This window comes from Sphingorhabdus sp. (assembly GCF_046154385.1).
Classification (GTDB): Bacteria; Pseudomonadota; Alphaproteobacteria; order Sphingomonadales; family Sphingomonadaceae; genus Sphingorhabdus_B.
In genome coordinates, this window is sequence record NZ_JBJXFW010000024.1 from 1 (window position 1) to 26,976 (window position 26,976).

Annotated in this window: 29 protein-coding genes; 9 read left to right on the plus strand and 20 right to left on the minus strand. The window is 56.4% G+C overall.

Annotated elements, in window-relative coordinates:
* Positions 1 to 1,439: carotenoid oxygenase family protein (locus ACKVOS_RS04690; protein ID WP_409210857.1), on the minus strand; the 1,439-nt coding region annotated here is incomplete at its 3' end.
* Between the two features lie 16 nt (positions 1,440 to 1,455).
* On the minus strand, positions 1,456 to 2,946 hold the full coding sequence (locus ACKVOS_RS04695; RefSeq protein ID WP_409210858.1) for an aldehyde dehydrogenase family protein: 1,491 nt from the start codon (positions 2,944 to 2,946) through the stop codon (positions 1,456 to 1,458).
* 161 nt (positions 2,947 to 3,107) lie between these two features.
* Here ACKVOS_RS04695 and ACKVOS_RS04700 point away from each other — a divergent pair, with 161 nt between their 5' ends.
* Positions 3,108 to 4,292 carry an acyl-CoA dehydrogenase gene (locus ACKVOS_RS04700; RefSeq protein ID WP_409210859.1) on the plus strand — a complete coding sequence of 395 codons (1,185 nt, stop codon included), beginning with the start codon at positions 3,108 to 3,110 and terminating at the stop codon, positions 4,290 to 4,292.
* Positions 4,293 to 4,435: 143 nt separating this feature from the next.
* Here the strand turns inward: ACKVOS_RS04700 and ACKVOS_RS04705 are convergent, their stop codons facing one another.
* The 13 genes from ACKVOS_RS04705 to glmU form a co-directional block, all read right to left on the minus strand.
* Entirely contained in the window at positions 4,436 to 4,852 is a 417-nt protein-coding gene (locus ACKVOS_RS04705; RefSeq protein ID WP_409210860.1) for a hypothetical protein, read from the minus strand.
* Between the two features lie 143 nt (positions 4,853 to 4,995).
* Positions 4,996 to 5,916 (minus strand): Hsp33 family molecular chaperone HslO, encoded by a 921-nt coding sequence (locus ACKVOS_RS04710; protein ID WP_409210861.1) that lies wholly within the window; start codon positions 5,914 to 5,916, stop codon positions 4,996 to 4,998.
* 25 nt (positions 5,917 to 5,941) lie between these two features.
* On the minus strand, positions 5,942 to 6,871 hold the full coding sequence (gene argF, locus ACKVOS_RS04715) for an ornithine carbamoyltransferase (protein ID WP_409210862.1): 930 nt from the start codon (positions 6,869 to 6,871) through the stop codon (positions 5,942 to 5,944).
* Positions 6,868 to 8,055, minus strand: a complete 1,188-nt coding sequence (locus ACKVOS_RS04720; protein ID WP_409210863.1) for an aspartate aminotransferase family protein — start codon at positions 8,053 to 8,055, stop codon at positions 6,868 to 6,870. Before ACKVOS_RS04720 ends, argF begins: the two co-directional genes overlap by 4 nt.
* Positions 8,056 to 8,172: 117 nt before the next feature.
* The gene (locus tag ACKVOS_RS04725; protein ID WP_409210864.1) at positions 8,173 to 8,592 is read right to left on the minus strand and encodes an OsmC family protein; all 420 of its coding nucleotides are present in this window, start codon (positions 8,590 to 8,592) and stop codon (positions 8,173 to 8,175) included.
* The gene (locus tag ACKVOS_RS04730) at positions 8,589 to 8,711 is read right to left on the minus strand and encodes a hypothetical protein (RefSeq protein WP_409210865.1); all 123 of its coding nucleotides are present in this window, start codon (positions 8,709 to 8,711) and stop codon (positions 8,589 to 8,591) included. Before ACKVOS_RS04730 ends, ACKVOS_RS04725 begins: the two co-directional genes overlap by 4 nt.
* The gene (locus ACKVOS_RS04735; RefSeq protein ID WP_409210866.1) at positions 8,708 to 8,908 is read right to left on the minus strand and encodes a hypothetical protein; all 201 of its coding nucleotides are present in this window, start codon (positions 8,906 to 8,908) and stop codon (positions 8,708 to 8,710) included. The genes ACKVOS_RS04730 and ACKVOS_RS04735 overlap by 4 nt, the downstream gene beginning before the upstream one ends.
* A 13-nt stretch (positions 8,909 to 8,921) precedes the next feature.
* Complete coding sequence (locus ACKVOS_RS04740; RefSeq protein ID WP_409210867.1) at positions 8,922 to 9,755, minus strand: division plane positioning ATPase MipZ; 834 nt, start codon at positions 9,753 to 9,755, stop codon at positions 8,922 to 8,924.
* 213 nt (positions 9,756 to 9,968) lie between these two features.
* Positions 9,969 to 11,792, minus strand: coding sequence for a glutamine--fructose-6-phosphate transaminase (isomerizing) (glmS, locus tag ACKVOS_RS04745; protein ID WP_409210868.1), 1,824 nt, complete (start codon positions 11,790 to 11,792; stop codon positions 9,969 to 9,971).
* 12 nt (positions 11,793 to 11,804) lie between these two features.
* The gene (locus ACKVOS_RS04750) at positions 11,805 to 12,173 is read right to left on the minus strand and encodes a type II toxin-antitoxin system VapC family toxin (RefSeq protein WP_409210869.1); all 369 of its coding nucleotides are present in this window, start codon (positions 12,171 to 12,173) and stop codon (positions 11,805 to 11,807) included.
* A gap of 3 nt (positions 12,174 to 12,176) precedes the next feature.
* Positions 12,177 to 12,422 carry a ribbon-helix-helix domain-containing protein gene (locus ACKVOS_RS04755; protein ID WP_409210870.1) on the minus strand — a complete coding sequence of 82 codons (246 nt, stop codon included), beginning with the start codon at positions 12,420 to 12,422 and terminating at the stop codon, positions 12,177 to 12,179.
* A gap of 189 nt (positions 12,423 to 12,611) precedes the next feature.
* A complete protein-coding gene (locus ACKVOS_RS04760) occupies positions 12,612 to 13,001 on the minus strand; it encodes a DUF3224 domain-containing protein (protein WP_409210871.1) in 390 nt (129 codons plus the stop codon).
* 86 nt (positions 13,002 to 13,087) lie between these two features.
* A complete protein-coding gene (gene glmU, locus ACKVOS_RS04765; protein ID WP_409210872.1) occupies positions 13,088 to 14,434 on the minus strand; it encodes a bifunctional UDP-N-acetylglucosamine diphosphorylase/glucosamine-1-phosphate N-acetyltransferase GlmU in 1,347 nt (448 codons plus the stop codon).
* 166 nt (positions 14,435 to 14,600) lie between these two features.
* Between glmU and ACKVOS_RS04770 the strand changes: the two genes are divergently transcribed.
* On the plus strand, positions 14,601 to 15,278 hold the full coding sequence (locus ACKVOS_RS04770; protein ID WP_409210873.1) for an HAD hydrolase-like protein: 678 nt from the start codon (positions 14,601 to 14,603) through the stop codon (positions 15,276 to 15,278).
* Between the two features lie 254 nt (positions 15,279 to 15,532).
* On the opposite strand, the gene ACKVOS_RS04775 is transcribed toward ACKVOS_RS04770, so the two are convergent.
* From ACKVOS_RS04775 to ACKVOS_RS04790, 4 genes are read right to left on the minus strand one after another with little or no spacing between them, the layout of a single operon-like run.
* Complete coding sequence (locus ACKVOS_RS04775) at positions 15,533 to 16,543, minus strand: nucleotidyltransferase family protein (RefSeq protein WP_409210874.1); 1,011 nt, start codon at positions 16,541 to 16,543, stop codon at positions 15,533 to 15,535.
* A complete protein-coding gene (locus ACKVOS_RS04780) occupies positions 16,540 to 17,394 on the minus strand; it encodes an HprK-related kinase A (RefSeq protein ID WP_409210875.1) in 855 nt (284 codons plus the stop codon). Before ACKVOS_RS04780 ends, ACKVOS_RS04775 begins: the two co-directional genes overlap by 4 nt.
* Positions 17,387 to 17,680 (minus strand): HPr-rel-A system PqqD family peptide chaperone, encoded by a 294-nt coding sequence (locus ACKVOS_RS04785; protein WP_409210876.1) that lies wholly within the window; start codon positions 17,678 to 17,680, stop codon positions 17,387 to 17,389. Before ACKVOS_RS04785 ends, ACKVOS_RS04780 begins: the two co-directional genes overlap by 8 nt.
* A gap of 39 nt (positions 17,681 to 17,719) precedes the next feature.
* Positions 17,720 to 18,121 carry a hypothetical protein gene (locus tag ACKVOS_RS04790; RefSeq protein ID WP_409210877.1) on the minus strand — a complete coding sequence of 134 codons (402 nt, stop codon included), beginning with the start codon at positions 18,119 to 18,121 and terminating at the stop codon, positions 17,720 to 17,722.
* 150 nt (positions 18,122 to 18,271) lie between these two features.
* Here ACKVOS_RS04790 and ACKVOS_RS04795 point away from each other — a divergent pair, with 150 nt between their 5' ends.
* The 7 genes from ACKVOS_RS04795 to phoB all read left to right on the plus strand — a co-directional run bounded on the left by ACKVOS_RS04795 (position 18,272) and on the right by phoB (position 25,628).
* The gene (locus tag ACKVOS_RS04795) at positions 18,272 to 19,513 is read left to right on the plus strand and encodes an ATP-binding protein (protein WP_409210878.1); all 1,242 of its coding nucleotides are present in this window, start codon (positions 18,272 to 18,274) and stop codon (positions 19,511 to 19,513) included.
* Positions 19,514 to 19,611: 98 nt separating this feature from the next.
* The gene (locus ACKVOS_RS04800; RefSeq protein WP_409210879.1) at positions 19,612 to 20,664 is read left to right on the plus strand and encodes a substrate-binding domain-containing protein; all 1,053 of its coding nucleotides are present in this window, start codon (positions 19,612 to 19,614) and stop codon (positions 20,662 to 20,664) included.
* Between the two features lie 126 nt (positions 20,665 to 20,790).
* Positions 20,791 to 22,179, plus strand: a complete 1,389-nt coding sequence (gene pstC, locus ACKVOS_RS04805) for a phosphate ABC transporter permease subunit PstC (RefSeq protein WP_409210880.1) — start codon at positions 20,791 to 20,793, stop codon at positions 22,177 to 22,179.
* Entirely contained in the window at positions 22,172 to 23,437 is a 1,266-nt protein-coding gene (pstA, locus tag ACKVOS_RS04810) for a phosphate ABC transporter permease PstA (protein WP_409210881.1), read from the plus strand. Before pstC ends, pstA begins: the two co-directional genes overlap by 8 nt.
* Before the next feature lie 22 nt (positions 23,438 to 23,459).
* Positions 23,460 to 24,233 (plus strand): phosphate ABC transporter ATP-binding protein PstB, encoded by a 774-nt coding sequence (gene pstB, locus ACKVOS_RS04815; protein WP_409210882.1) that lies wholly within the window; start codon positions 23,460 to 23,462, stop codon positions 24,231 to 24,233.
* Positions 24,234 to 24,245: 12 nt separating this feature from the next.
* Complete coding sequence (gene phoU, locus ACKVOS_RS04820) at positions 24,246 to 24,917, plus strand: phosphate signaling complex protein PhoU (protein WP_409210883.1); 672 nt, start codon at positions 24,246 to 24,248, stop codon at positions 24,915 to 24,917.
* Between the two features lie 15 nt (positions 24,918 to 24,932).
* Positions 24,933 to 25,628, plus strand: a complete 696-nt coding sequence (gene phoB / locus ACKVOS_RS04825; protein WP_409210884.1) for a phosphate regulon transcriptional regulator PhoB — start codon at positions 24,933 to 24,935, stop codon at positions 25,626 to 25,628.
* Positions 25,629 to 25,639: 11 nt separating this feature from the next.
* Here the strand turns inward: phoB and ACKVOS_RS04830 are convergent, their stop codons facing one another.
* Positions 25,640 to 26,962 (minus strand): porin, encoded by a 1,323-nt coding sequence (locus ACKVOS_RS04830; RefSeq protein WP_409210885.1) that lies wholly within the window; start codon positions 26,960 to 26,962, stop codon positions 25,640 to 25,642.
* Between the last annotated feature and the right edge of the window lie 14 nt (positions 26,963 to 26,976).

A 26,976-nucleotide genomic window follows, 5' to 3' on the forward strand; every position in this document is an offset into this window, starting at 1 on the left:
TCGACCCAATGGGCGTGGGTGCCGCTGGATATCTTATGCGGCAGGGCGATGCGGCATATGGGGCCGTCGGCGAACCGCTTGCAATCGATCAGGATACATTCCGACGTGCCGCGGTTTTCGTCGATCACGAAACTGACCAGATAGCCATCATCCTCGTCCTTTGCGTCGGTGCGCGGGGCGAAGGGGGCTTCGCTGCCGTAACGCCCATCCTCCAGCATCACCTGTTCGGACGCACCGGTTTCCAAATCATGTTTCACAAAACCATTGAAGAGGAACCAGCCTGGCTTCGACGTCGTGCTATAGGCATAGCGGTAAGGAAGACCCAGATAGCGCTGGTTCATCATCCCGAATTCGAGGATACGGTCGTCAAGCCGTTCCTCTTTCGTGGTCCCGTCCGCCAGATTGAAGCGCCAGCGGTGCAGCTTCGGCTTGAAGCTATGCTCATCCACATAGGCCATCATATGCGCATATTCGCCTGCGCTTTCGATCGGCGGCGGATAGGGATCTTCTTCGAAATAGCCGTCGAGGATGACTTCATCACCCGCTTCATAGGCGTTGATGAAATGCAGGACGAATGTGGGGTCGGCTTCGAACCAGCGGATCTCTTCGGGCTGGCCATAGCGCGGGATCAGCGCAAAGCGGGATGGCATCCCTTCGTGAAGGCGCGTGACGTGCACATCGCGCTTCAACAATTCTTCGTCCCAGAACAGCGGGAAGTCGCACAGGATGGACCAGTTCGGCGTGAACATCATATCGTGCGGAAGGCGCGGCCCCGGCAAGGGAACAGGAACATAATGCGCCAATTTCCCATCCGGACCGACAACGCCATAATGCATATAGGGCGCGTGCTTCGAATAGTTGAAAAACAGAAGTTCGCCTGTGCGTTCATCGACCTTGGGATGGGCCGAGATGCCATCAAGCGGAACCCAAGATGCGACGCCCGATTGGTCCAGCGTTTCGGGGTCGAGAACATAACCCTCCCCACATTGGTAAAAGGTCGACACGGCCTTGCCGGCATGGACGATAATGTCGGTGCTGGACGAATCCTTGAGGCCGCCATGCGCACCGAAGCCGGGGCGCTTGGAAGTGCCAGTGCGGTCCATCAGCCCGCCCCAAAGCGAGCCGCCCGCATCCTGCTCCGCCGCGAAGCAGCGGGTGCGGACGAAACGGTTGCGGTAACTTGCCTTGCCACCCGAAAAGTCAATCTGGTGGATCATACCGTCGCCATCAAAGGGGTGATAACGGCCAAGTGGCTGATGCAACTGGTTTTCGGTGTTGCGCAGATAGATGCCGTCAATATCGTCGGGAATGGCCCCTTCGATCACGTCAAGGTCAAAGGCGGTCACCTCCTCATGCTGCGGGGTCCACGCCCCGTTCAGATAAGGATGATTACTGGGCTGCAGCGTGGCCTTTACCGGCGGCAATTTTTCGACAAGCATAGATCTCTCCTGCCCGTCAGCCTAGGTCAAAAGTCACACCTTGCGCAAGCGGCAGTTCGTTCGAATAATTGATCGTGTTGGTGGCCCGGCGCATATAGGCTTTCCAAGCGTCCGACCCGGACTCGCGCCCGCCGCCGGTTTCCTTTTCACCGCCGAATGCACCGCCAATTTCCGCGCCCGATGTGCCGATGTTGACATTGGCAATGCCGCAGTCGCTGCCCGACGCAGACAGGAAGCGTTCGCATTCGCGCACATCAGTCGAGAAGATCGAAGAGGACAGACCCGCGCCGACGGCATTCTGCAAGGCGATTGCCGCGTCCAGATCAGTGTAGCGCATCACATAAAGGATGGGCGCGAATGTTTCGCGCAGCACCGGGCCTTCCTGCGCGGCCATCTCCAAAACCGCCGGGCGAACATAGACGCCGTTCCCCGGCAGGCGTTCCCCGCCGGACAGAATGCCGCCAAGGGCTTTCGCTTCCTCAAGTGCCGCCTGCATCGCGGTCAGGGCTGCCTCGTCAATCAACGGTCCGGCAAGATGTGCGCTGTCCAGCGGGTCGCCGATGGGCATCGAAGCCGCCGCGGCCTTCAATGCGGGAACGAAGCTGTCATAAAGCTTGTGATGCACAAAGAGCCGCCGCAAGCTAGTGCAACGTTGCCCTGTGGTGCCAAAAGCCGAAAACAGCACTCCGCGCAGGGCAAGCGCCACATCGGCCTTGTCGCTGATGATTGCGGCGTTGTTGCCGCCGAGTTCGAGGATGGACCGGGCAAAACGGCCGGCCGCCACCTGCCCCACTGTGCGCCCCATAGCCGTGCTGCCCGTTGCAGAAATGAGCGCGATGCGCGGGTCGGCGACAAGCGTGGCACCGACATCGCGTCCGCCCTGCACCACCTGGGAAAGATGCTCCGGCGCATCGCCAAAGGCGCGCACGGCTTGCTCAAAAATGGCCTGAACGGCGAGAGCGGTCAGCGGGGTTTTTTCCGACGGTTTCCAGATAACACTATTGCCGCAGACCAGTGCGAGCGCGGCATTCCATGCCCAGACCGCAACGGGGAAGTTGAACGCCGAAATAACGAGCGTCGGTCCCAGCGGATGCCATTGCTCCATCATCCGGTGGCCGGGACGTTCGCTGGCGATGGTCAGCCCGTGCAACTGACGCGAAAGACCGACGGCGAAGTCGCAAATGTCGATCATCTCCTGCACTTCGCCCAAGCCTTCGGACAGGGGCTTGCCGCAATCGATAGTGACAAGGCGCGCAATGCTGTCCTTATGGTCCCGCAACGCATTGCCGAAAAGGCGCACTAATTCGCCACGGCGCGGTGCGGGTACCGTGCGCCATGCCTGAAAGGCGGTGCCGGATTGCGTAATCGCTTTCTCGATCTCAGCCGGGCTCGCTTCGGCATAGGTCGCAACCTGGCTGCCATCGATAGGGCTATGCACCGGCTGCGGACCATGCGCGGCTACGCCTAGCCCATTTAGAAGATTTTCGACCTCATGTTGCAGCGGCACTGCATTCTCCTTCGCGTCATTCTGGCGGCGCCATATCCGCTTGTTGGGCCCGTCATAGCTTTACTATGGATGCCGAAACAAGTTCAGGTTGAAACTATAAACACAAACTTGTGGAACGCGCACAAAAAGTCTAGCGAGCGACCATCACTTGGAGACAATCTATGGCCGAAATGGCAGCTTTTAACTGGTCCGATCCGTTCAATCTGGACGCGCAGTTGACCGAAGACGAACGTATGATCCGTGATACCGCCCACGCCTTCGCGCAAAGCGAACTCCAGCCGCGCGTGATCGATGCCTATCGCAGCGAGCGCGACGCGCCCGAACTATTTCCGCTGATGGGCCAAACCGGGCTTCTTGGCGCGACAATTCCGGAACAATATGGCGGCGTTGGCGCATCCTATGTCGCCTATGGCTTGATCGCGCGCGAAATCGAGCGCGTCGATTCAGGCTACCGGTCGATGGCTTCGGTGCAGTCCTCGCTCGTGATGCATCCTATCTATGCTTATGGCTCCGAAGAACAACGCCGCAAATATCTGCCGGGTCTGGCGGCAGGCACGCTGATCGGCTGTTTTGGCCTGACCGAACCCGATGCAGGCTCTGACCCTGCCGGAATGCGGACCTTCGCCAAAAAGGTGGACGGCGGTTATGTGCTGAATGGCACGAAGACCTGGATTTCCAACGCACCCTTTGCAGATGTGTTTGTCGTGTGGGCCAAGTCCGAAGCGCATGGCGGTGGTATTCGCGGCTTTGTGCTGGAAAAGGGAATGAAGGGTCTGTCGGCACCCAAGATCGAAGGCAAGCTCTCGCTTCGCGCCTCCACCACCGGCATGATTGTCATGGACAATGTCGAAATCGGCGAAGATGCCCTGCTCCCAGATGTCCAAGGGTTGAAGGGACCTTTTGGCTGCCTCAACCGCGCCCGTTACGGGATCAGCTGGGGCGCACTGGGTGCGGCCGAGTTTTGCATGCACGCCGCGCGGCAATATGGCCTTGACCGGCACCAGTTTGGCAAACCGCTTGCCGCCAACCAGCTGTATCAGAAAAAGCTGGCCGACATGATGACCGATATCGCGCTTGGCTTGCAGGCCAGCCTGCGCGTCGGCCGTCTGATGGACGAAGGCCAGTTTGCGCCCGACATGATCTCGATCGTCAAACGCAACAATGTCGGCAAAGCGCTCGACGTTGCGCGCGCCGCGCGGGATATGCATGGCGGCAACGGGATCAGCGACGAATATCAGGTCATGCGCCACATGGTGAACCTCGAAACGGTCAACACCTATGAAGGGGCACATGACGTCCATGCGCTGATATTGGGCCGCGCCATTACCGGGATTGCGGCATTTTAAGAAAACAGGGACCGCTTGCGAAAATCGCCAGCGGTCCAAGGCTTAGGCGTGTCAGCCTGCTAGGGAGGAAAATGTATCTTAAAAAAGATACAATCTGCGTCTAATCAAATTTGGTAAATATCTGGTTATCGGAACTACGATCTTTAGCACGCCCCGACGTGACGCCCCTCTACCGCAAATGAAAATGGCGAATTGTTGCGGATTCCTTGTGACTGGATATGGATCAACTTGCCTGATTCCTTGCGGATCGTCGTCAGGCCTTGCCCGGCGCCTTTGCAGCTATAACTGACGGTCACCGATGTCGGGCTTGACCGAACCACATAATGTTCACACAGGGCCGTTCCGTGCTGAATCTGCGTCAGTTTTACAGGGTCGCCCACACAAATCTGGTTGACCGACGCGCCTGATGGTCCGCCGCCTACTGCGCGCAAATGCCACATTCCGCGATCAATGGATTGCAAAAGCGACAGGTCGCCCCCTTGCGCCCATGCCATCGCAGCCGTTCCGGCGCATAGCAATAAAACGCCGGTCATGGCCTTATAAACAATATTCATTTTCATAAGCTTCTGTACCGTAAACCCTAGACAGTTTTAGCGAAGCGGCCCCGTTATTACCTGCGTTGTAGCAGAGGTTGTTACAATTATCACGATAGAATGTGGTATATGAACGATGAATGACTGATATTTTGCGACAAAGGTCGAATTCAGTTATTCAGGCTGGCCAGACTGATCGGAAAACGACGCGAACAAAACTCGCAGTCGACGACAATATCGCCCGATTCATCGGCCATTTCAGCACGGTCTTCGGAAGGAAATTTTGCGATAACGTCCCGGATATGCACCGGATCGCAGCGACAACCCTTGGTCAATTTACCCGCCTGTTCAACGCGCACCTCATCCTCTTCATGGAAAAGTCGCCAGACTATTTCTTCTAACGGAAGCGTGGGATCAGCCAATTCTTCGGGTAAAACCGTGAAGGCCAGCATTCCAACATGCTCCCATTCGGGATGGTCGAGGCGGACGTGCAGGCGCTCGCGCCCTTCTTCACCTTCGGGCAGGTGCTGAACCAATATGCCACCTGCAACACAACGGCCGTTAATATGGTCGACGGCAGTTCGGATGAATGTCGGTATTTGTTCGGATTGCACAAAATAATTTTGCGCCGCTTCCGACAGGCAGGAACCTTCGAGGGGCACGATCCCCTGATATCGCCCGCCACCTTCTGATGCGGGCCTGACGCGGTCGAAAGTGATGGCAAGATAGCCTGTTCCGAAAATTCCAAACAGCGTCGAATCTGCGGGCAAGGCCGCAACGGTGGCGGCATCAAATTGTGCATATCCCCGCAATGCGCCGTCCTTGTAATCGCATACCAAAAGGCGAATGGCACCCTTTTCGGTTTGTACCTGCATCGTCATTTGGCTGCCCTGATCTTTCAACGATGCCCCCAACATCGCCGTCAGGACCAAGGCTTCGGCCAGCGTTTTTTCGATCAAAGGCGGATAGGCATGGGCCGCCAGAATCTCGTTCAGGACATTATCCAACCGCACCAATCGTCCGCGTGCATCTCGCGCGGGAATGGAAAATCGCAGAGGTTGGTCGCCAAAAGTTTCGGGTTGTGATGCCATCAGAACGCAGCGCCGCCGTGCAATTTCATGCCAATAATCCAAAGCACCACAGCAGAATTGACTTCTGGCCATGCAGACGATTTTCTGCCTCGTCCCAAATGACCGACTGCGGTCCATCCAGAACGGCGTCGGTGACTTCTTCGCCGCGATGAGCAGGCAGGCAATGCAGAAACTTGGCCTCCGGTTTCGCACCTGCCATTAAACGTTCGTTGACCTGAAAAGGCATCATGGCGGCGATCTTGTTATGGGCATGTTCCTGCCCCATCGACACCCAAGTGTCTGTAACCACGATATCCGCCCCGGCCACGGCCTCTGCCGCATCACGGGTCAGCGTTATGCGCGCCCCCGCGGCCTGCGCCACTTCGATGAAGCTGCCGTCGCTTTCATAACCCTGCGGAACTGCAATCCGGACGTTGAATTTGAATATGCCCGCTGCCTCGACAATGGAATTCAGGACATTGTTGCCATCCCCCAACCAGGCAACTTCCAATCCCGGCAAGGCCTTGCCTTGTTCGGTTATGGTCAACAGGTCGGCCACAATCTGGCAGGGATGCGACAAGTCAGTGAGGCCGTTGATAACTGGCACACTCGCATATTTGGCCAGTTCCTCAATCTTTGTATGATCGTCGGTGCGGATCATGATGGCATCAACATAGCGTGACAGCACCCGGGCCGTATCGGCAATGCTCTCGCCCCGCCCGAGTTGCATCTGCCCGGATGCCATGAAAATACTGTCACCACCCAGTTGTTTCATTGCCATTTCAAAAGATGTTCGGGTCCGCGTCGAGTTTTTCTCGAAAATCATACCCAGTGTGCGCCCCGCCAGAGGCGCATCGCTGTCGGGCTTCCCTTTTGGCGAGCCTATACGCGCCGCTTTCCTGTCTATTGCGTCCGCGAGCATCGCCGCAATAGCGTCCCCGCCAGCATCCGCCAGATTCAGGAAATGTCGTGTCATGCAGCTGCCGGCATCTGGTAGCTCGCGGCACCTGCCGACAGTTTTTCCATGAAGATCGAGATATGGCTGTCATCGATATTGAGCGGCGGCAAGACGCGGAAGGTGTTGTCCCCTGCGGCAACGGTCAGCAAGCCATGATTGTCGCGCAAATGGGCCACAAATGCGCGCGCTTCATGCGTCATCATGACGCCGAGCATCAGGCCCTTGCCACGCACGCCGATGAACAGATCGGGGTAGTTGCCGATAAACTGTTCCAGCGCCGAACGCAGCTTGTCACCCGTTGACCGCACTTGCGTCAGAAACTCTTCATTGGCCACTACGTCCCAAACCGCCTGACACGCGGCCATGGCGAAAGGATTGCCGCCATAAGTCGACCCATGCGTACCCACAACCATGCCGCGCGCGGCCTTTTCTGTTGCAAGGCAAGCGCCGACTGGAAAACCGCCACCCAAGCCCTTGGCACTCGCCATGATATCGGGTTCGATGCCATATTGTTCGTAGCAATAGAGCGTGCCCGACCGCGCCACGCCGCACTGCACTTCGTCAAGAATGAGCATCAAGCCATGTTCGTCGGCCAGCGCGCGCAGACCCTTCATAAAGGCATCCGACGCCGGACGCACACCGCCCTCACCCTGAATGGGCTCAACCAGGAATGCCGCAGTCTTCGGACCGATAGCAGCCTTTGCGCCCTCGAGATCGTCGAAGTCGACATATTTGAAACCTTCGAGCAGCGGCAGGAAGCCCTTGTGCATCTTTTCCTGATTGCTTGCCGAAATCGTGGCCATCGTGCGCCCGTGAAAGGCGTTTTTGAAGGTGATGATTTCGAACCGGTCGCTGCCTTGGCTCTGGTGGTAAGCGCGGGCGGTCTTGATCGAACATTCGACAGCTTCCGCCCCCGAATTGGTGAAAAACACCGTATCGGCAAAGGTCGTGTCGACCAACCGCTGGGCAAAGGCCTCGCCTTGCGGGCTGCCGTATAGGTTGGATACGTGCATCAGCGTAGCCGCCTGATCCTGAATCGCCTTGGTCAAATGCGGATGGCCATGGCCAAGAAGGTTCACCGCGATACCCGCGGCAAAATCCAGAGCGCGGCTGCCATCTTCGGAAATCAGCCAAGCGCCTTCGCCACGCACTGGCCGGAACCCACAACGCGGATAGACTGGCATTAAAGGCGTAATCGACATGGCTATTTCCTTCCCATAGGACCAAAAGGCAAAAAGCGGCCCCACGGGACCGCTTGCTTCTAAGCATTCGCTATAAGCCTCCAAAAAGGGCAAATCAACCCACAGGCTGGAGTCAGATCAACCCAGAAGTGTGTTGATCGTGATCTGGTTGGTAAGGGTACGATGGACCGGGCATTTTTCGGCGATTTCGATAAGCTTCGCCCGCTGACTTTCATCCAACGGCCCATCCAGACGAACGATCCGGTCGATCATATCGACGGGCTTTCCATCATTTTCACCCACGCGATCTTCTTTGGAATGCTCTAGCGTGACATACACCTTTTCCAGCGGCCACTCCTTGCGCGCTGCATACATTTCGAGTGTTATGGATGTACAAGCACCGAGCGCGGATAGTAACAGTTCATAGGGCGTCGGGCCATTGTCGACTCCTCCTACTTCGGTCGGCTCACCTGCAACCCATTCATGCAATCTAGCCTTAATAAGCTGGGCATATTTTCCATCCGAGCTTTCGACGGTGGTACTGGGATTTTCGTTCATGTTTCCTTGTCCTTTTCTCGCTTTGCAGCAGCAATCCGGCGGCGAAGATAGCCAAAGAGCAACAGATGAAACGCCAGCGAGAGCAGGACAATAATGGCTATGATTTTAGTAGCGCTCAATCGCCGCCTCCCCCGCCGCCGTCGCAACCACCAGCGTCACCCGGGCCGCAATCGGTTCCACCATCAGACGAAGACGAGTAACCGTCCGTGCCACTGTCACCTTTTTTCCTTCGCGTCTTGCTTTGCGATGCGACTTTAACAATTACGAACAAGCAGATCGCGACGGCAATCAACGCCAGTATCAATGCCATGTTCATATATTTCGCCCTTTCATTCTATATCGGACTTTGCGTCGTCGGGTACTGCAATCGCCCGCTTCAAGGCGGCGCTCGGCAGATTGAGTGCACGTAGCATCGCCCAAATCTCCTCACGGGCATTGGGCTGGGCCTTGCCAAGGTCTGGCAGTGTATCCAGGTCGAACAAGGTAAGGCCCAAAGGAAATAATTCGCGATAGGTCACGCGTTCGCTTAATCCCGGTACGATCCTGAATCCAGCGGCAGGCGCAATCTTGTCCAGCGCATCGCGCACCTTGCGTTCGTTGTTGGTGGCAAGACTGCGGGATCTGTTCTGCATCACGACCCAGTCAAGGGCTTGAGCACGCAGCGCAATGCCAGGGTCCTTGAGATGTTCGACCAGCCGGGCAAAATTGCCCAGCGTTTTGAAATCGCCCGTGCGAGGGTCGATATGGCCGAGCATGTCGAGGTCGATGAAACTGTCGTTCACCGGCGTCACGATTGTATCGGCCATGAAGATGGCTTTTCGCGCAATCGGCGAGTCATGTCCGCCGACGTCGATTACGATGAAACTATTGTGGATCCGCGCCATACGGAGCTTTTCGGCCAGCTCATTCTCGTTCTGCTGCGCGAGCATGATCTGTTCGGGACCGGGAAGCTTCACGCCATATTCGCGCTCGCTTTCCTGTCGTGCCCACAGCGCGCGGTGCAGCGTCAACTGACGCAGGTCGACATCGAGCGCAGCGACCCGCTCGCCTGCATTGCACAGCGCGATGCAGGTATGGAAAGCCGATGTCGACTTGCCCACCCCGCCCTTTTCGTTGGCAAAGACAATGATGTGCCCCTTGGGCGCGGACACCGGATATTTCATCCAAGCCGGCTGGACCGGTTCAGGCGGAGGTTCGAAACTTTGAAAAGCAGCCCCAAGCTCTAACGGTGGTGGCGGCCAAGGCTGTGAGGATGCAGGCGGGGACAATGCCGCCTTCATCTTGCGCCTTTTGAAGCGATCAAATAATCCCAACTGGCCTTGCCTCCGATTGCGCTGGTGATGGCGGAAGGTGGCTGGGGTTTCAAGGGTTTTGGTCTACTCCACCGTCACCGACTTCGCCAAATTCCTTGGCTGGTCGACATCGGTGCCTTTCGCGCAGGCCACATGGTAGGCGAGCAACTGCACCGGAACGGCATAGACCAAAGGCGCAATCAGTGGATGGACTGTGGGCATTTCGATGGTCGCAAGGCAGCCTTCGCCTGCCTCCGCTATGCCTTCGGCGTCGGAAATCAGCACGACCTTGCCGCCGCGAGCGCGGACTTCTTGCATGTTGCTGACGGTCTTTTCGAACAGCGGGCCGGATGGGGCAAGCACGATGACAGGCACCGCCTCGTCGATGAGCGCAATGGGGCCATGTTTCATTTCGCCGGACGCGTAGCCTTCGGCGTGGATATAACTGATTTCCTTGAGCTTCAGCGCGCCTTCCATCGCCAGCGGATAGTCGGGGCCACGGCCCAGATAGAGCACGTCGCGCGCCGGCGCGATCAGATGCGCCATCGCCGCAATATCCTCATCATGCGCCAGCGCGGCATTGAGCGCGGCGGGTGCCTCGATCAGGTGGCGGACGATTTCGCGTTCCTGCTCCGCCGACAGCTTGCCTTTCACCAACGCCAGGTGCGCCGCCAGCGCGGCGAGAACGGCGAGCTGGCAGGTGAAGGCCTTGGTCGACGCAACACCGATTTCGGGGCCAGCATGGGTGGGCAATAACAGGTCGGCTTCGCGGGCCATGCTTGAGGTCGGCACGTTGACGACGACGGCAATGGTCTGCCCCTGTTCCTTGCAATGGCGCAGCGCCGCGAGCGTGTCAGCGGTCTCGCCCGATTGGGAGATGAACAGGGCGAGGCCCCCTTCTTCCAACACCGGATCGCGATAACGGAATTCCGATGCGACATCGATGTCGACGGGAACGCGGGCAAAGGTTTCGAACCAATATTTGGCGACCATCCCTGCATAATAGCTGGTGCCGCAGGCGACAATGGTGATGCGCTTTACGCCCGCAAGATCGAAATCCATCTGCGGCAGGGCGACCGTCTGTTCGAGTGGGCGGATATAGCTGGAAAGCGTCTGGGCAACCACGGTGGGCTGCTCGAAAATTTCCTTTTGCATATAATGGCGGTAATTGCCCTTTTCGATCGCCGCTGCCGATACGCCCGATGTCGTGATTTCGCGGGTGACCGGATTATTGTCCTTATCGTAAATCTCCGCGCCTTCGCGGGTTACGATGACCCAGTCGCCTTCATCCAGATAAGCGATTTTTTGTGTCAGCGGGGCAAGCGCCAGCGCGTCGGAGCCGAGATAGGTTTCCCCGTCGCCATAGCCAACGACCAGCGGGCTGCCGAGACGCGCGCCGATGAGGAAATCGGGGAATTGCCGGAAAGCGATGGCGAGCGCGAAAGCACCGCGCAGACGCGGAAGGACAGCCTTGACCGCATCGGCAGGTGCAAGGCCTGCTTCGACCTGTTCGGACACCAGATGCGCGACAACTTCGGTATCGGTTTCGCTTTCAAAAGTCCGGCCGCGGGCGGTCAGTTCATCGCGGAGCTGCTTGAAATTTTCGATGATGCCATTGTGCACCAGCGCCACTTCCTGCGTGGCGTGCGGGTGGGCGTTGCTGGTGGTTGGCGCGCCATGAGTGGCCCAGCGGGTGTGGGCGATGCCGATATTGCCGGGCGCATCATCGGATTTCAGCACCTGCACCAGATTGGCCAATTTGCCCTCGGCGCGGCGGCGGACCAGTTGCCCCCCATGCACGGTGCAGACACCGGCGGAGTCATATCCGCGATATTCCATCCGCTTCAGCCCGTCGACCAGCCGGTCCGAGACTGCTTCTTTACCTACAATGCCAATAATTCCGCACATGAATATTTGCCTTCAATCTAATTTGTAGGGGACACGAATACCCGGCATTTCGACCGGGAAATCTTTAATGTTTCGAGTAATTAAAATAGCGCCGTTCACTTGAGCTGTGGCCAAGATATACGCATCCATTAGTTTCAATTTCGTTCGATGCCTTATGTCCGCCGATGCCATGGCAATACGCTCATCCAATTCGACAATTTCGAAATTGGCAAGTGCCTGGCGAACCATGTCGCGAACGTCTAGCGATTCACCTGCAAGCACTTCGGTCCAAACAATGCGGCTGATCCGGTGGCCTTTGTATCTCGACAGCTCAGCAATCCCTTGAGGTTTGCGTTTTAGCCAGTCGATTACAATGTTGGTGTCGAAAAAAGGGTGAGCCACAAATCAAATATCTTCGTAGGGCCTGCGATCTTCGCGCATCGCCCTTTGATATTCTACGCCATCGGGAATGTCGTCACGATGCTCCCACAGCCCGGCCCAGCGCTCAATCCAGTCATTATTGTCGGTATTTTGAACCAGATAAAGTTTCACCGCATCGCGGATCGCCGCAGCGCGCGAGCTATTTTTCTTGCTCGCCAGCGCGTCGAGCTGCTTCACGTCGGCATCCGGGATTTCGGTCAATATTCTCATTTTTTACCTTCAATATGCTGGCGATACTAGCAGATGATCATGCTCAAAACCGCCCCATAAGACTTGCCCTGCTCAGCCGCTAACTGGTCGAGCCATTTAATATCTTCATCGGGCAAATCAGCAAGGATGCGAGTCATGATATATTGATATCATATCATGATATCATGTCAACATTTTTTCCGAAGACCCTCACCCCGGCAGCGCATAATCCAGCACGTAGAAATGCGCGCCCTTTTCGATGATGATGTCCAGAGTCCCGCTGATCCCGGCGAGGCCATCGGTTCCGGAGTCGGGCACGATTTCGATGCGCAAATGCTGCTTCCCGCGGTTCATGGTGCCGAAATGCTGCAGGGCAAAGCTGCCTTTTTTGCCGCCTAAGGTGCCGGTGACGCGCTCCATCGCGACATAGCCTGCTGACCCTTCGGTCGGCGTACGGACGGCGATCATTTGGCCGATGCTGCTTGCTTCCAGATCGCCGTGGAATGTCTTGTCGAGCGTCATGCGGCCGACATCCGCGGTGTCGTCAGCTTGTGGCACCATTTTGACATCGAATGTGCCCTTGGCCTGATGTTGCACCATATGCTGTTCCTTTTGATCCGTGGGAGCGGTCCCGGCGGCGGGGGCCGAGAGCAATGCTAGGGCTAGAAATGTCCCGCGCAAAGGCTTCACTTCTTCTCCGCCTTCTTTTTCCGCATCGCATCGTGAAACCGGTCTGCCCAGCCGGGTTTCACCAGCTGTTCGGCCCGCACCATGCGCAGGTCGCCATCGGCGACGTCACGGCTGACCGCACTGCCGGCGGCGACAATCGCGTCGCGGCCGATTTTCACAGGCGCAATCAGGGCGCTGTTGCTGCCAATGAAAGCGCCCTCGCCGATCACCGTCTGATATTTGAAATAGCCGTCATAATTGCAGGTAATCGTCCCCGCCCCGATATTCGCACCCGCGCCGATGGTGGCATCGCCCAGATAGGTGAGATGATTGGCTTTCGCGCCTTTGCCCAGATGCGCCTTTTTCGTCTCGACGAAATTCCCGATCTTGGCCTTTTCTTCAAGCACCGTGCCGGGGCGCAATCGCGCAAAGGGGCCGACTTCGCAACCCGAACCGATGGTCGCGCCCTCAATATGGCAGTTGGCGCGGATTTTTACATTGTCGGCGACCGTCACGCCGGGGCCAAAAAAGACGTTCGGCTCAATCAGCACATCGCGGCCGAGCTTGGTATCCCAGGAAAACCAGACCGTCTCAGGTGCGATCAGGCTCGCGCCGTCCACCATGGCCTGCACACGACGCCGTGCCTGCCACTCGCCCTCCATCGCGGCGAGTTCACCGCGGCTGTTGATGCCGGTTACGTCATAGGGGTCGGTCTTGACGACATAGCCATGGCGTCCGTCTTGCGTCGCGATGTTGACGATGTCGACCAGATAATATTCACCCGCGGCATTCTCGTTGGACACCCGCGCCAACAGAGGGAAGAGATCCTTTGCCTTCACCGCCATCAGGCCACTGTTGCACAGCTTTGTCGCCCGCTGCGCTTCGGTCGCGTCTTTGTGCTCGACCATCCATTCGATCCGGTCATTCTGCGTGACGATGCGGCCATAGGCTTGCGTATCTTCTGGTTCAAAGCCCAGAACGACGACGGCGGGATCGTCGTCGGCGTTCAGCCGGTCAATCATCATCTGCATTGTGGATGTGGGGACAAAAGGCACATCGCCGTAGAGAATCAGGACGTCGCCCTCAAAACCTGCCAGTGCCGCTTCGGCCTGCTGGACGGCATGGCCCGTGCCATGCTGCGGTTCCTGCACGGCCAGTTCTGCCGATCCTGCCAGCGCAGCTTCCAACTGTTCCTTGCCGCTGCCGACGACCACAACCTTCTTGGCCGGATTCAACGCGTCGACCGCGTCCATCAGGTGCATCAGCATAGGGCGGCCCGCGATGGGGTGCAGCACCTTGTGCAAGTCGGATTTCATGCGGGTGCCTTTGCCCGCGGCGAGAATGATGGCGGCGATCTGTGTCATGCGCCGCCTCATGCCAGCAAATTGTTGCGGTTTCCAGAACAACGCTCCATTCACCTCAACATATTCAATCCCGTTCGTATCGAGCGAAGTCGAGATACCAATAAGTTAGGCGCGCTCTCGCGGTGTCTCGACTACGCTCGACAGGAACGGATTAAGGAGATGAGGTTTGAGTATTCCTTTCGACATTATCGGATTCGATCTCGACGGCACGCTCGTCGACACCAGCGGCGACCTGACTGCGGCGGTCAACCATGTGCTGGACAGCGTGGGGCGACCGCTGCTCTCCACCGAAACGGTGAAGCAGCATATTGGCGGTGGCGCAAAGCTGATGCTGCAACAGGGGCTGGAGGCAACGGGCGGCATACCGGGCGACGATTTCCGTCCGCTCTATCGCCAGATGCTCAGCTATTATGAAGCCAATGTCTCGGTCCACAGCCGCCCGTTCGACGGCGCGCTCAACCTTTTGGACCAACTCGATGCCATGGGCGTGCGTTATGCGGTAGTCACCAACAAGTTCGAAAGCCTTGCGGTCAAGCTGCTCACCGACCTGAACCTCGCCCACCGCATGGTCTGCATTTTGGGGGCGGACACTTTGGGTAAGGAAAATGCGAAACCGTCCGGCGCGCCCATATTCGAAATGGTGAAACGCGGCCAAGCCTTGGGCGGCGGCTGCCGGGCGGCCTATATCGGCGATTCCATTTATGACGTCATGGCGGCGAAAAACGCCAATGTGCCCAGCATCGCCGTCAGCTTCGGCTTTTTGCACGGCCCCGCAGAAGAGATGGGCGCCGATGCAATTATCGACCATTTTGACGAGCTTATCCCAACACTTTCAAAGTTATGAAGCAATGCAAAGCCGATCCATCTCACAGCGCATAGTGCGCGATCTTAATTCTACTCAACTCGTCACCCTGAACTTGTTTCAGGGTCCATCGTGCAGCTGCTCCTGCAGTTTGAATCAAAAGCAACCGTGCGTCGCCACCTGGCTCGACACAATTTGGGTTTCCTATTGCTGAAAAATGGACCCTGAAACAAGTTCAGGGTGACGACGAAAAGGAGAAGTCGAGTTCCTTCAACGCATAGGTCTCAATTCCGAAGTTAAGTCTTCCGCCATTTCGTCCACAAATGCCGCGCCAGCATCAGCGGCGGCATGCGCAGCCAGTGGGACCGGATGTAAAAGAGCAGGCGCGTGAATTTATGCGTGCCCCGCCCCCAATGGTCGCGCGCGGTCAGACGGCGGATATAATATGTGTCCTGCCAATGCCCGCGCTGCCATCCGCTTGGGATGTCTGTCCCATATAGTTGATAGGCCAGGCGCACGGCGCGTTCCACCGGGGCAAGCAGCTGGTGATTTGCCGCACGACTTGCGAGTGCGGGCCAAAATGCATCATCGGCCCGCTCGTCGATCAGGCAATGAATATCCCACAGGTTCCGCAATCCGCCGTCCAGCTCACCATCTGCAAACAGATGCGCGACACTGTGAATCAGCATGTCGGTCGGGCTCAGGACATAAAGGCCATTTGCCAGCGCATCCGCATCGGACAGCATCGCCTCCGCATCGGGCCGGGGTCGCGCCGTCAGGGGCAGGATCGTGTGGTGCACATCGATCATGCGGTCCCGCTCCTTGTGGATCAGCGGGGGCAGCTCATGCATATGGTCGCGATAATAGGCGTCATCATAGGCGTCTTCTTTCACCCATTCCCACCCGGCGTTTAGCAACGCAGTCTCGACCTGCGGCAGATCGGCCTGTGCGACCATGATATCGAGATCCCCGATATGCCGCCCCTCGCCCGCTTTCAGACCAGCCGCCACATAAGCCGTTCCCTTCATCAGCACGACCTTGCCGGGATAGTCCGCCAGTGCCCGCCGCGCGCAGTCGGCCTCCCACAAGGCAGAGCGGCGCTGATATTCGGCGTTGACCCGGGCCTCTTCCAATATGTGCGCCACCGCGTCCGGCACCGGCAAACCCGATAGCTTGCGCGCCAAGGTGCCGAGTAGTTGTTCGACCCGCGCTACGGTCAGCAGCGCGGTCCATCCAGCCGCGTCCAAACGCGCTGTCCCCGCCGGATTGCGCAGCGCATCGACCAGAAGCATGCCGTCATGGGTCATGCGCATTCCGCCCATAGCTGGTTCACCAACGCTTCGGCCTCGATCCCGTCGCGATAATCAATCGCGCGGGCGGGAACCGTCTGGACAAAGCGGGTCAGCGTAGAGAAGCCCTTTTCACCCAGTGCGACATAATTGGTCGAGGCTTGCGTCAAGCGCATGAACACCTCGCTCGGCCCGACCTCACGCACAGCGGCGTCAAATCCGAAGCTGGGGAAAAGCAAGAGCGCTGGCCGGGCCGGACGCGCCATATGGGCGATCGCATCGGAAGGCGGAACCAGATGCCGGATGTCCCCCTTGGGCGTGGACGGCATCAAGGGGCCAAAACGACCATCGAGCGCGGTGGCCAGCATCGCGCCAATGGCTTCGTTTTTCAGGCTGATGAGCCGGGGGAATGGCACCGCATCGCCGCTGTCCAGATCGACCAGTACAAATTCATCACCCATGAAGCGCCAGCCCCTATGACCCAGCATGGCAGCCAAAGTCGATTTGCCCGACCCCGATTGGCCCGTCATGATGAGGGCCTTGCCATCCTTTTCGACGGCGCTGGCATGCAGCAACACATGCCGTCGCCAGCCGAGCGCCATTTGCAGGTTCATCGCCATTTCGGCCGCCAGCAAGCCTTGCTCCAAAGGCAAAGGCGCCGCATCCGGCAACATATAGTCCCCGTTGATCGCCACCGATGGCCGGATAAAACGGCGCAGCAGGCTGACCGATTCCAGTCGCACCGAATAATCGGGTATCTGCGGCACCGGATAATCGCGGTACAATTCCGCCAGTTGATCCAACGGTCGCTTCCACTGCGAACCGATGCGAAAGGCGGCTGGCCCTACCTGAACCCGGAATTCATGCATAGCAGCGCTCGACCAGCCCGAGATCGGCCAGCTCGTTCAATCGCGCGGCTATGATGTCCGCCGCTTGCGCGCTGTCAAAATCAAATTGCGCCGCCAACCGCTGCGCAACCTCGTCGGCGGTCAACGCGTCCGCACCCATGGTGGCGAGTATTTCGGGGGCGGGTTCGGCCACGATATGGGTGATCCCCGACCGGCGCTGATACACCAATGTCAGCGAATCCAGCGGCGTAACCAAAATCTGGTCCGCCGGTTCCGCTTTATATTTTATGCTTGGCGACGCTGTCATGGGCGCATGGGGTAAAGCCCCAGCGTTAAAATTCAATGTTTAGCGCGACATCTGCAGGCTGGCGTAGCAGGTGAAGCCGCTCTGGCCGCTTTGCAGGCGGCGGATGTAATTTACATAGGCCTGGCTTTGGTCGGCGCTGGTGCCGGGCAAGCTTCGTCCGCGTAAGGCAGCTTTGACCTGTTCGCCTGTAAATTTCTGTCCCGTCGCAGGGAATGAACCCGGTGTGTCGCGCGGTACCAATTTGCCGTAGCTGTTGATGTTCATTCCGGTGCCATGCGGGCCGGGAACAGGTATGTCGCAGTTTACAATCGACGCGGCCGACTGTGCCAATGCAGGTCGCACCGATACAATAGCCGATGCGGACACAGCGCTCAGCATCAACGCGCGGCGGCGATTTGTCGGGCTATTCAGCAAATTGGCCGGGTTTTTATCTTCGCTCATCAGACACGCCTACCATATTCCCTATCGTTTTCCAGCCGTCGCGCTTGCGCGGTCGATGTACGTCTATATGTGGGACATAATCTGCGGTAAAAGCTAATATAAGATTTCATCGGTGCCCGTCGCCCGATTAACTGTAAGGACGTTTCGATCGTGAACAGCTGGTTGTCGCCCCGCGTTCTATTTGCCGTTGCATTGGCAACCGCTGGCGCAATAATCGCCGGGCAACTTGCAGGCGATGTCGAACGGACACTTGTGACAATTGTGTCTTTGCTTACCGCATTGTTCATCGCGGCCGATCCCCACGATCCGATCAGTGACCCTGTTCCAAATAGAAATCTGAGTGCCCATATTGACCCGGACGCGATAACCAGTCACCCCCAATTGCAACCCTTTATCGATGCATCAACCGACGCGATCTTGATCGTCGATCATTCGAAAGTGACTGCAGCCAACCATTTTGCGCGGCAATTGCTCGGCACGAATATTGTGGGTCAAAACGTCCGCATGGCATTCCGTCATGCCGGCGCAATCGAACGGCTATCGGATCCTGATATCAACCATACCGGTCACCCGATTCGCCTCACCGGAATCGGACAGCAAAACCAGATGTGGGATATGCGGATCCAGTCGATCGGACCCGGAAAAAAGATGGTGCATCTTGCCGACCGGAGCAGCGCACAAGCCGCAGAGAAAATGCGGGTCGATTTCGTTGCCAACGCCAGCCACGAACTGTTAACACCTTTGGCCGCTGTGAAGGGTTTTATCGAAACGCTCGATGACCCCGCGGCCAGCGAAGACCCGGTTACGCGCAGTCGTTTTTTGGGCATCATGGCCAAAGAAACCGACCGGATGCAGGCGCTTGTCCGCGACCTGATGTCATTATCTCGCATCGAGGCCGAGAAATATGATCCTCCGCAAACCCCGGTCGATTTTGCCCACATCGTCGTCGACACTGTTGACCAATTGCGAAACAGTCAGGAACGGGGCGGCGACATTGCGCTTGATATGACCGTAGATACATTGCCTGTCATGGGGGATGCGGGCCAATTGCGGCAACTCGCGAGCAACATCATCACCAATGCCATGAAATACGGGCGGGCCGGAACGCCGATCATGGTGTCGCTGGCGCATACCCGTTCGGGCGCGATGTTGGCATTTGCAGTTGTCGATCAAGGCGACGGAATCGCTCCGGAACATTTGCCCCGTTTAACCGAGAGATTTTACCGCGTCGATTCAGGCCGCAGCCGATCGGTGGGTGGGACGGGCCTGGGGCTTAGCCTTGTAAAACATATTGTTGACCGCCACCGCGGTCACCTCGAAATCCGCAGCACGGTAGGCAGCGGAACAAGCGTGTCGGTTTTATTGCCCGTTGCACCTGTCGATGTAATATAAATGTCATACAATAGTCATTTATCAGCCATCTATGGCGGCTAATTGCGCGGGTGAGCATGGGCCGGCCATGAGTGCTCCACAAAAAGGGAACTAGCCAAATGATACAGAAAATCTCGCTTATCGCCATCAGCGTTCTCGCGCTATCGGCATGTAATGACCAAGCCAGCACAGGTGGTGCAGCAGGCGGTTCGCGTCAGGAAATTCGCATCGTTGGCTCTTCAACCGTATTTCCGTTCGCCAAGGCTGCAGCGGAAGCATTTGCAAAGGCAGACGCCACACGCAAATCGCCCGTGCTTGAATCGACCGGTACCGGCGGTGGCATGGAGCAATTTTGTAAGGGTATTGGCGCGGAAACGCCCGATATCACAAACGCATCACGCCGCATGAAAAAGAGCGAATTTGAAGATTGCCAGAAAAATGGCGTGAAAGAGATTGTAGAAATCCAAGTGGGTATCGATGGTCTTGCGCTTGCCCAATCGAACAAGGGCGACAAGTTCGCGCTTTCGACCGTAGATGTTTACAAAGCGTTGGCAGCCAAGCCTTTTGGCGAACCGCAAACTGCCAAGCTCTGGTCGGACGTCAACCCTGCGCTTCCAAAACTGCCAATTTCTGTTTTCGGCCCTCCAACCACATCTGGCACACGCGATTCATTTCATGAGCTGATCATGGAAGCCGGTTGCAAATCGGATGCGGCGACCAAGGCGTTGAAGGAAACGGACGAAGACAAATATAAAGCCATTTGTACCGAAATCCGTACCGACGGAGCATTCAAGGAACAGGGCGAAAACGACAATTTGATCGTTCAAAAATTGGATGCCAACCCGAACATGGTCGGTATTTTCGGCTATAGCTATATGGAAGAAAATGCATCGAAAGTGCACGGCATCACCATGGACGGCGTCAATCCGACCATCGCGACCATTTCGGACGGCAGCTATCCTGGCGCCCGCAAGATGTTCATCTATGTGAAGAAAGCCCATATCGACAAAATCCCGGGGATTAAGGACTTTGTTCTTGAGTTTCTGAAGGGTGGCGTCGTCGGCGGTTATCTGACCAAATTGGGTATGATTGCATCCACGGATGACGACTATAAAAAGGCTATGGAAGCTGCAAATGGCCTAAATGCCATGGACGGCTCAGATTTGAAATAAATCTGCAACATACATCGCGTCTATGGGCATGGATCGAATCTCGTTTTGATCCATGCCCCGTTTTTGTTCGGGCAGAAAATTTCTTGAATGTCCGGCCTGTGGGTCGAAGGGGGCAGGGTTAAGTATATGACTGGAACAGCATTGCTATTCCTTGTCCTTGGCCTCGGTTTGGTCGCTTGGATTGCTGGTCGCGCACGTGCGGCAGCATTCGTACGTGCTGCAAAAGGCGGGCCACGCGGTCAGGTAAATAGCTTACCTTCATATCATGGCTGGTTTGTTGCCGTTTGTGCGGTGGTTCCTGCTGTTCTATTCATGTTTGTCTGGCAGACGATTTCCCCTGCGCTGGTCACCAATGCGGTTCTTTCGGCTCCTGTTGCAACCGACTTGCCGCAAGACGGCTTCGCAAGAGCTGCGATTTTATCGGAGGCGCGCGCGATTGCCCAGGGGTTGCAGTCAACGGCCTTTCAAGCGCAGAGCGAAAAGCTTGTGCCGCTTTATAAAAATGCACTTACCTATTATAGCTGGATGGGGATGGCCGGAACACTTGCGCTGTTGTTTGCCGGCGGCGCGTTTGCGTTTACCCGGCTGAAACCTGATTTTCGCGCGCGCAACAAAGTCGAATATCTGGTGATGCTCGCCCTCTTGTTTGCGTCGTTGATTGCAATTTTCACAACGCTGGGGATCTTTGCGTCGCTGATATTTGAATCTTACCAATTCTTCTCGATGGTATCGCCGTTCGAATTTCTGTTCGGAACCAATTGGAACCCGAAAAATGTGGTTACAGCCGGCGCTGATAATGGCTATGGCGCAATTCCTTTATTTTGGGGCACCATTTTCATCGGCGCCATAATCGCCATGCTGGTCGCGATCCCGCTAGGTTTAATGAGCGCGATTTTCCTGACCCAATATGCGTCGGCCAATGTCCGCAAATGGATGAAGCCAATCCTTGAAATTCTCGCGGGCGTGCCGACCGTAGTTTACGGCTATTTCGCCGCTTTAACGGTTGCCCCTGCCATTCGTGATTTCGCGGTGATGCTGGGCGTCAGCAATGCGGCTTCAGACAATGCTTTGGCCGCCGGCATAGTCATGGGCGTCATGATTATCCCGCTGGTTTCATCGATGTCCGATGACAGTATCGCGGCGGTTCCCGGCGCGATGCGCGACGGCAGTCTTGCGATGGGCGCAACCAAAAGCGAAACGATCAAACAAGTGCTTTTGCCCGCCGCACTGCCCGGTGTGGTTGGCGGTGTTCTGCTCGCGGTCAGCCGCGCCATTGGCGAAACCATGATTGTGGTAATGGCTGCAGGCTATACCGCCAATCTGACTGCCAATCCCTTTGACACGATCACCACGGTGACCGTTCAGATTGTCGCATTGCTCACCGGAGATCAGGATTTCGGCAGCCCGCATACGCTCGCGGCATTTGCCCTGGGGCTTGCCTTGTTCATAACCACCTTCCTTCTCAACTACGTCGCACTCCGCGTGGTAAAACGCTATCGAGAAGCTTATGAATAACGCCGCACGTAATCGTACACCGACCGACTGGAACGGAACAGTGATGCAAAAACGCATTGCTGGCCGCTACGCTGCAGAACGCCGTTTCAAAGCAATGGGCTTCATCGCTGTCGCACTTTCAACGTTGTTTTTGGCGTTTCTTCTGTTCACCATGCTCGGCCAAGGTCTGCGCGGTTTTCAGCGCACCGAGATTGCGGTTGATTTCGATTTTCCGACCCTGACCGCAGGTGCAACTGCGGCCTCAATTACCGGGCCAAATGCCGATGGCGCGCTTAATTCCATGGACTTGCCCGGTATTGTCGATCTCGCGATGAGCCAGCAATATGGGGATCAAGGGGCCGAGTTGCTGACTTCCGCAGCTGCGGCCAATGTTCGTCAGCAGCTGCTGGACAATCCACAACTGGTTTCGGGCAAGCAGCGCCTTTGGTTGCCGGTCGATTCCCGATTGGATGTCGCGTACAAACGCAAAGGTGAGCCGGCTGCGGAAAAAACGATTGCGTCTTTGGAACAAGGCAATGTGTTGCGGACAGCATTCAACTGGACATTCCTGACTGGCGCAGACGCAACCGATCCATCTGCGGTGGGAATATGGGCCGCGTTCAAGGGATCGCTGATGACAATGGCAATTACGCTGCTGCTCGCCTTCCCCATAGGCGTGTTCGCCGCGCTCTATCTTGAAGAATATGCGCCGAAGAACAAGTTGACCGACATGATCGAAGTGTCGATTAACAATTTGGCGGCCGTTCCATCGATCATCTTCGGCCTTCTGGGCCTTGCTGTATTCCTGTCCATTTTCGGAATGCCCCGATCATCCGCTTTGGTCGGCGGTTTGACACTTGCGCTCATGACGATGCCTGTGATCGTGATTGCGGGACGCAATGCGGTCAAATCGGTACCGCCATCAATCCGGGAAGCCGCGCTTGGAATTGGCGCGTCGCCTGTGCAGGTTGTTTTTCATCATGTGCTGCCACTCGCACTGCCCGGTATATTGACCGGGACAATCATTGGCATGGCGCGCGCCTTAGGCGAAACTGCGCCGTTATTGATGATCGGAATGCGCGCGTTCATCCCGACCGCTCCGCAAGGGTTTACCGACGCGGCCACGGCATTGCCGGTGCAGATCTATCTGTGGTCTGATGAGGTAAATCAGGGCTTTGTCGAAAAAACCAGTGCCGCGATTATCGTGCTTTTGATATTCCTGCTGGGGATGAACGCCCTCGCCATTTACTTGCGCAACCGCTTCGAAACGCGCTGGTAGTAGAAAAGAAAAGGACGCCATAGTGGCCGAGACCCCTGCACACTCCAAAATATCGACACGCAACGTCAACGTGTTTTATGGCGAGAAAAAAGCAATCGATAATGTGTCGATTGATGTCGATATGGACAATGTAACCGCTTTCATCGGTCCCTCCGGCTGCGGTAAATCAACATTTTTGCGGTCGCTGAACCGCATGAATGATACGATTGTGGGCGCCCGGGTTGAGGGGACCATATCGCTCGACGGGCAGGATATTTATGCTTCGTCGATGGATGTGGTCCAATTGCGCGCCCGTGTGGGAATGGTGTTCCAGAAGCCAAATCCGTTTCCCAAATCCATCTATGACAATGTGGCATATGGTCCACGCATCCATGGCCTTGCCAGTGGCAAATCGGAACTTGACCAGATCGTCGAAAGTTCGCTGACCCGCGCCGGTCTATGGAGCGAGGTCAAGGACCGCCTTGCCGACAGCGGCACGGCCTTGTCAGGGGGCCAGCAACAGCGGCTTTGCATCGCGCGCGCGATCGCCGTTGATCCTGAAGTTATCCTGATGGACGAACCATGCTCCGCCCTTGACCCGATTGCGACCGCGCGCATCGAAGAGTTAATTCACGACTTGCGTGGCAAATATGCTATAATCATCGTGACCCACAATATGCAGCAGGCCGCACGCGTGTCGCAAAGAACCGCCTTTTTCCATCTGGGCAATCTGATAGAATTTGGAGAAACATCCGAGATTTTTACCAATCCACGTGAAGATCGGACAAAGGACTATATCACGGGCCGTTATGGCTAAAGGATAGATATTATGAGCACCGGCACCAAACACACTGTCACAGCGTTTGACGATGACATGGATGAAATCCGCGGATTGATCGCGGAAATGGGCGCACGCGCAGAATCCGCAGTCATGGCTGCGATGAAAGCTTTAAGCGAGCGTGACCTTGAATTGGCGGCTTCAACGCGAACCGATGACAAGATAATCGACAATCTTGAAACCGAAGTCGAAAAACTTGTCGTGCGGACAATTGCACTCCGCGCGCCCATGGCTGATGATTTACGTGAACTGATAGCCGCACTGAAAATGTCGGCGGTTATTGAACGTATTGGCGATTATGCCAAAAACATTGCAAAGCGTGTTCCGCAGATGGAGGCGAAATCCACCCTCGCCGCGAATGAAGAACTTTTGCGAATGGGCGGTATCGTGGTGCAGATGATCCGCACGGCCATGGAAGCTTATGCCAAGCGTGACGTCGATTTGGCCCGTGCTGTCACGGCACGCGACGATGATGTCGACCAGCTCAACAAAGATCTTTTTGTCGATTTTGTAGCGCATATTGCCAAAAATCCGAAAAATGCGACCGAAGTCGCTCACCTGCTTTTCACCGCAAAAAACCTGGAGCGGATTGGTGACCATACAACAACGGTCGCGCAAATGATTTACTTTACCGAAACCGGCGAAAACTTGCCTGACGCCTAATAGAAAGACCCTGATATGCCCAAGGCGCAACTGCTTTTGGTGGAAGACGACAGCGCGCTTGCCGAGCTAGTTCGCTGGCATTTCGAGCGAGAGGAATTCGACGTCCGCCACACCGGCGACGGCGAAGAAGCGTTATTGATGGCCCGCGAACGCGCGCCTGATCTTGTGCTGCTCGACTGGATGCTGGAAAACCTTTCGGGAATTGAGGTTTGCCGCCAACTCCGGAAAACCGACAACACCGCCAATGTTCCTATCATCATGTTGACCGCGCGCGGCGAAGAAGATGACCGGATACGCGGGCTTGAAATTGGCGCAGATGACTATGTGACCAAACCGTTCAGCCCCCGCGAGCTGGTGGCCCGGGCGAAAGCGGTTCTTCGCCGCGTTCGCCCCGCTTTGGCCGGGGAATCCTTGCGCTTTGGTGATGTCGAAATGGACACAGTTGCACATAAGGTCCGGCGCGGAGGTAAACAGGTTCCGCTAGGCCCGACAGAATATCGTTTGCTGAAGCATTTTCTGGAATATCCCGGTCATGTATTCTCGCGCGAGCGCCTGCTTGACAGTGTCTGGGGCCACGATAGCGATATCGAAATCCGGACCGTCGATGTGCATATCCGTCGCTTGCGCAAGGCTTTGAACGAAGGCTTTAGCAGCGATATCATCCGGACCGTGCGATCTGCGGGATATTCGTTGGATCAAGATGCTGTCTAAGGACCGGCCGATCAGAAATTGACCTGCGCGCGCATTGCCACGACATCAACGGCATAGTCGCGCGATACCCCCGCGATGATGGCCGCGTCCTTATAGGACAAATGCCCGTAATTGACCAAAAAGCGGATATAATCGACCGGGTTCCAAATCAGCGATGCCATATAGCCATCCTGTTTACCGCCACGAACGCCAGCATCGCTAAGATCGAGGTGGTCATAGCGCACGTTAAATTGCAAAGCGCCCAGGCCGCCTTTTCCGACGGGGTTGGTAACCTTGATCCCCCGAAAACTGCCATCTTTATAGGACCGGCTATCTTCAGTCAGAAAAATGCCAGCTTCGGCCATAACGCCAAAGAAGCTCGGGTCGGAAAGACCAATCCGGTTAACTTCCATCTGATGGGCCTCCACAACCGCATGGAAACGCCCAGAAACCATCGCCGCTTCAAGGCCGACGCTTTTTTCGGAACTGGCAAAGGTGATATTTCCGGTGTCGATAAATCTCGTGTCGGTGGAATGTACCAGAGGACGCTGTCGGTACCGCAGGCTTGTGATATTATCGCCCGGATTATTTACATGGAACGACGCGCCGAAGTGCAACTGTGTCTTACCGGCATGAGGGACAAAAACAGCACGTCCGTCGAAGCTGATCGAGTCATTTTCATCGTTGCTCAGATCGTCTATATTATCCGTAAACACACCGCCCTGAAACAGGACATCTCCGGTTGTGTATTGGGCGGACAAGCCAATGCGCCTCTGAAATCCAAATGCATCGGTAAAAGCCGCCCGTTCCATAAAGCTGCCGTCATTGCTGCTTGTCAGTTCGTCCAGTGATTGAAAATTATTATGCTGGCCAACGGTGAAAATCAGACCTTTGTCTTTATAGGTAAAATATGCATCGGTCAGCTCAACGCCGCCTGACGAAAAATCACCTTCCATCCGATAGCCAAAACCACCCGGCATCGTCCCTTCCACGCCCAACCGCGCGCGACGGACCTCGTTGGAAAAGCCTAAGCCAGGGTCAACCAAGCCTACAGGTGTCGAAACCGTCGCAAAATCATATTGCAGCCGCCCGCGCGGCTTGAATGACCAGCCACCATTTCCCGCAAATTCAGGTGCGCCTTTCCACTTTATGTCGCTTTGCGCTTTTGGGGTGTCTTTCTCCTTTTGGGCGGAAGCATCGACTTTCGCCGCAATCTTGGCCAACTGCTCCCTCAGCGCTGCGACCTCTTGTCGTAATGCCGCCACCTCGGGGTCCACTTCACTAGCAAAAGCAGGACTGGTAACGCTGGCCAAGGCCAAGACAAGCATTCCGGCCGCAGAGCGAACACACTTCATTCCCATTTTCCTAA

Coding starts and splice junctions, on each gene's coding strand:
- ACKVOS_RS04700 (WP_409210859.1), top strand. CDS start 3,108: ATGGCCGAAATGGCAGCTTTTAACTGGTCCGATCCGTTCAATCTGGAC.
- ACKVOS_RS04705 (WP_409210860.1), bottom strand. CDS start 4,852: ATGAAAATGAATATTGTTTATAAGGCCATGACCGGCGTTTTATTGCTA.
- ACKVOS_RS04710 (WP_409210861.1), bottom strand. CDS start 5,916: ATGGCATCACAACCCGAAACTTTTGGCGACCAACCTCTGCGATTTTCC.
- argF (WP_409210862.1), bottom strand. CDS start 6,871: ATGACACGACATTTCCTGAATCTGGCGGATGCTGGCGGGGACGCTATT.
- ACKVOS_RS04720 (WP_409210863.1), bottom strand. CDS start 8,055: ATGTCGATTACGCCTTTAATGCCAGTCTATCCGCGTTGTGGGTTCCGG.
- ACKVOS_RS04725 (WP_409210864.1), bottom strand. CDS start 8,592: ATGAACGAAAATCCCAGTACCACCGTCGAAAGCTCGGATGGAAAATAT.
- ACKVOS_RS04735 (WP_409210866.1), bottom strand. CDS start 8,908: ATGAACATGGCATTGATACTGGCGTTGATTGCCGTCGCGATCTGCTTG.
- ACKVOS_RS04740 (WP_409210867.1), bottom strand. CDS start 9,755: ATGAAATATCCGGTGTCCGCGCCCAAGGGGCACATCATTGTCTTTGCC.
- glmS (WP_409210868.1), bottom strand. CDS start 11,792: ATGTGCGGAATTATTGGCATTGTAGGTAAAGAAGCAGTCTCGGACCGG.
- ACKVOS_RS04755 (WP_409210870.1), bottom strand. CDS start 12,422: ATGAGAATATTGACCGAAATCCCGGATGCCGACGTGAAGCAGCTCGAC.
- ACKVOS_RS04760 (WP_409210871.1), bottom strand. CDS start 13,001: ATGGTGCAACATCAGGCCAAGGGCACATTCGATGTCAAAATGGTGCCA.
- glmU (WP_409210872.1), bottom strand. CDS start 14,434: ATGACACAGATCGCCGCCATCATTCTCGCCGCGGGCAAAGGCACCCGC.
- ACKVOS_RS04775 (WP_409210874.1), bottom strand. CDS start 16,543: ATGACCCATGACGGCATGCTTCTGGTCGATGCGCTGCGCAATCCGGCG.
- ACKVOS_RS04780 (WP_409210875.1), bottom strand. CDS start 17,394: ATGCATGAATTCCGGGTTCAGGTAGGGCCAGCCGCCTTTCGCATCGGT.
- ACKVOS_RS04785 (WP_409210876.1), bottom strand. CDS start 17,680: ATGACAGCGTCGCCAAGCATAAAATATAAAGCGGAACCGGCGGACCAG.
- ACKVOS_RS04790 (WP_409210877.1), bottom strand. CDS start 18,121: ATGAGCGAAGATAAAAACCCGGCCAATTTGCTGAATAGCCCGACAAAT.
- ACKVOS_RS04800 (WP_409210879.1), top strand. CDS start 19,612: ATGATACAGAAAATCTCGCTTATCGCCATCAGCGTTCTCGCGCTATCG.
- pstC (WP_409210880.1), top strand. CDS start 20,791: ATGACTGGAACAGCATTGCTATTCCTTGTCCTTGGCCTCGGTTTGGTC.
- pstA (WP_409210881.1), top strand. CDS start 22,172: ATGAATAACGCCGCACGTAATCGTACACCGACCGACTGGAACGGAACA.
- phoU (WP_409210883.1), top strand. CDS start 24,246: ATGAGCACCGGCACCAAACACACTGTCACAGCGTTTGACGATGACATG.
- phoB (WP_409210884.1), top strand. CDS start 24,933: ATGCCCAAGGCGCAACTGCTTTTGGTGGAAGACGACAGCGCGCTTGCC.
- ACKVOS_RS04830 (WP_409210885.1), bottom strand. CDS start 26,962: ATGAAGTGTGTTCGCTCTGCGGCCGGAATGCTTGTCTTGGCCTTGGCC.